The following is a 3,199-nucleotide window of genomic DNA, read 5'->3' as shown; positions in this document are numbered from 1 at the left end:
TCTCGGGCTCGGGCACGGCTGCCACCGTTGCAAGAACGCTGGAACTTCCGCGCAGGCAGGCCGAACCGCCGGGGCACTCGGACGGATACAGCGGCGCCAGGGCGGAGAAGGAAGAACCGAGCTGCGCATCGGCCGCACCGCCACCGAACAGGGCCGCCACGCCATTGCTGTTGAAGTAGGCGTTGGCCGCGCCGCCGGCCGCCGTGTCCACATCCAGCAGGCCCGTGCTGAAGCCGGTCGGGCTGGCCGTGCCGATGCCCAGGCCGGTGGCGATAAAGGTGTTGCCTGCGGCGTCGACGGCATGGCCCATGAGGGACAGGAAGAGCGTGCCATTGGACGCTTCGGCCAGGTCACCCGCCGAACCCCCGGCGTTGCCGGTCGTGAAGTCGTTGTTGGCGCCAAAGCCGGCATAGACCTTGAGCCAGCCACCGCTGAAGCGCACTTCGCTGGCGCTGATCGACGAGACCGCGTAGCCGCCGAAGACGTACGTCAGCTCGCAGCCCGAGCACAGGCCGGAGACCGCCGCAGAGTTGATGGAATCGATCTTGCCGTAGCCGCTCAGCGTGTCGCCGACGGCCAGTGGCACGTTCTGGTAGGTCTGGGTGACCGCGAAGATCTGGCCCAGCGGGATGTCGACGCCGGCAATCGACACGGCGCCCGCGCTTCCTGCGCAAATCAGCGCGGCGGCGGTCGCAAGGGCGCGGATCGACTTCAGCATGGGAGCCTCCGATGACAGGCGAAGTACAAAAATACTCGCCACCGCCACCGGTTTCCACAGCGAAATACCCCTAGAAGGGGTTGCAGCCTCAGCCGCGTCGGTAGGGGTCGGAGAAGCCCAGGCCGGTCAGGATTTCCGCCTCGCGCGCTTCCATCGCCTCGGCCTCGTCGTCGGCCTCGTGGTCATAGCCCTGGGCATGCAGGGTGCCGTGCACGAGCATGTGGGCGTAGTGGTCGAGCAGCGGGACGCCCATCTCGGCCGCCTCACGTTCGACGACCTCGGCGCAGATGACCAGGTCGGCGCCGACGACGGGCTCGTGAGCGTAGTCGAAGGTCAGCACATTGGTGGCGTAGTCCTTGCCACGGTACTCGCGGTTCAGTGCCTGCCCTTCCTCGGCGTCGACGATGCGCACGGCGATCTCGCCCGGCAGCTCCAGCGCCGCGCGGATGAATCGCTGCACCTTGTGGCGCGGCAGCAGCGCGCGGTGGCGCGGGTCGGCAAATTGCAGGGACAGGCTCAGCTCTGGTTTCATAGGTCGCGTGCTTCGCGCTTGGCGCGCGCTTCGTAGGCCTCGACGATGCGCGCCACCAGCGGGTGGCGAACGACGTCGGCGCTTGTGAAGCGTGTCATCGCAATGCCCTTGACCCGGGCCAGCACATGCTCGGCGTCGATGAGGCCGGATTGCGTTCCCCGCGGCAGATCGATCTGGCTGGTGTCGCCGGTGACGACGCAGCGGCTGCCAAAGCCGATGCGGGTCAGGAACATCTTCATCTGCTCGGGCGTCGTGTTCTGCGCCTCGTCGAGGATGACGAAGGCGTGGTTCAAGGTGCGGCCGCGCATGAAGGCCAGCGGCGCGACCTCCAGCTGCCCCTTCTCGAAGGCCTTGGTCACCCGGTCGAAGCCCAGCAGGTCATAGAGGGCGTCGTACAGGGGGCGCAGATAGGGGTCGACCTTTTGCGTCAGGTCGCCGGGCAAGAAGCCCAGGCGCTCCCCGGCCTCGACGGCGGGCCGGGTCAGGATGATGCGCTGCACCGTCGAGCGCTCCAACGCGTCCACCGCACACGCCACGGCCAGGAAGGTCTTGCCGGTGCCCGCCGGGCCGAGGCCGAAAGTGATGTCGTGCGACAGGATCTGCTGCAGGTACTGGTGCTGGCGCGGTGTGCGGGCCGACAGGTCGGCGCGGCGGGTACGCAGCACCAGCGCATCGCCGTCGCCCGGGCTGGCGGCCGAAACAGGATCTGGCGCCTTGGCCTCGRCGAGGGCCAATTGCAGCGTTTCGGCTGACAGCGGCCGCCTGGCGCGCTCGTAAAGTCCTTCGAGCAGGGTCCTGGCGCGCTCGGCAGCTGTCTTGGGCCCGTCGACGCGGAACTCGGCGTCGCGGCGCGAGATCTTCACGCCGATGGCCGCCTCGATCTCACGCAGATGGGTGTCCAGGCTGCCACAGACGCGGGCCAGGCGCGTGTTGTCGACCGGTTCAAGGGTGAAGCGCAGGATCACGATGGGGCTGAAAGGAAGTGGACGGGGATTGTCGCCGGCTCCGTGCAAAGAGGCTGGCCGCTGGTGCATTCCCGGCCTGCGCAGAACAGGCGCTCACGCACAATGCCGCTCCATGACGTCACCGATTGCGCCGAGGGCCTCCAGGGCTCGGCGCCTGCCTCTTTTTTTGCTGCTTTCAGCCGCCCTACTCTGCCCGGCCGTAGCGCAGGCTCAAGGCTTCGCCGGGCCGGACTGGACGGCCACCTTGCGCGGCTGGCTTGCTGCCATGCTGGCCCTGATGGCGACCGTCATCGGCCTCGTCTCCAGCCTGCACCACCGCGAACGGCCGGCGAGTTTTCTCATCGGCATGATGCTGAGCTGGGTCGTGCTGCGCGCCGCCGCCGCCCCCAGCGCCGCGGGCTTGCGGCCGCTGCTGCTGACCCTGCTCGTGCTGTGCGGCGTTCAATACCTGCTGCGGCAGATGAACTGGAAACGCAGCTGGATCGACCATGCGCTGTTGATCCAATGCCTCGTTGTGCCGGCCAGCCTGCTGCTCGCGGGTGGCCAGGTCGGCATCCTCGGCTCGGTCTGGCAGGCGGTGTTGAGYCTGGAGCTGGTGGCCGCCATGGGTTGGGCGCTGTGGCTGCGCCGCGAGCGCCTGAAGACGAGCGCCGACGAGGCCCTGTCGCGGGAGTTCGTGCTGATGGCCGCCCTGCTGCTGCCGACCATGGCTGCCCTGGTCGCCGAGCGGTTGCTGGCCGCTGCCAGTGAACCGCTGTGGTCATCCGCCGCGCCCTGGCTGAACCTGATGCTGCCGGTGCTGATGCTGGGCCTGGGACTGCAACTGGTGAACAGCGTCGCCCACGCGCGAMTGGACGCCGAGAAGCGCATCGCAGCCATCGAGCAGCGCATGTCCGAGCGCATCGCCGAGGTCGAGCGCAGCCACGCCCAGCTCGCCGAGCAAAAGCTCGAGCAGGTCACCGAGCGCGAACGCAAGCGCATCGC

The 3,199-nt window shown here is 68.3% G+C and carries 2 protein-coding genes and 2 pseudogenes; 1 reads left to right on the top strand and 3 read right to left on the bottom strand.

Going from position 1 to position 3,199, the window contains the following annotated elements; all coding sequences use genetic code 11:
• The 3 genes and pseudogenes from ACXJKR_RS28085 to ACXJKR_RS28075 all read right to left on the bottom strand — a co-directional run.
• Positions 1-718: pseudogene (locus ACXJKR_RS28085) on the bottom strand (hypothetical protein); the annotation flags it as partial.
• A gap of 88 nt (positions 719-806) precedes the next feature.
• On the bottom strand, positions 807-1,250 hold the full coding sequence (ybeY, locus tag ACXJKR_RS28080) for an rRNA maturation RNase YbeY (RefSeq protein ID WP_457325632.1): 444 nt from the start codon (positions 1,248-1,250) through the stop codon (positions 807-809).
• Entirely contained in the window at positions 1,247-2,215 is a 969-nt protein-coding gene (locus ACXJKR_RS28075) for a PhoH family protein (RefSeq protein WP_457325631.1), read from the bottom strand. The genes ybeY and ACXJKR_RS28075 overlap by 4 nt, the downstream gene beginning before the upstream one ends.
• A gap of 244 nt (positions 2,216-2,459) precedes the next feature.
• Between ACXJKR_RS28075 and ACXJKR_RS28070 the strand changes: the two are divergent.
• Positions 2,460-3,199 (top strand): annotated as a pseudogene (locus tag ACXJKR_RS28070) (hypothetical protein); the annotation flags it as partial.

This window comes from Roseateles sp. P5_E11, from assembly GCF_054049355.1.
Note: the sequence above shows the minus strand (reverse complement) of the source record. Positions and strands in the feature narration are given on the sequence as shown.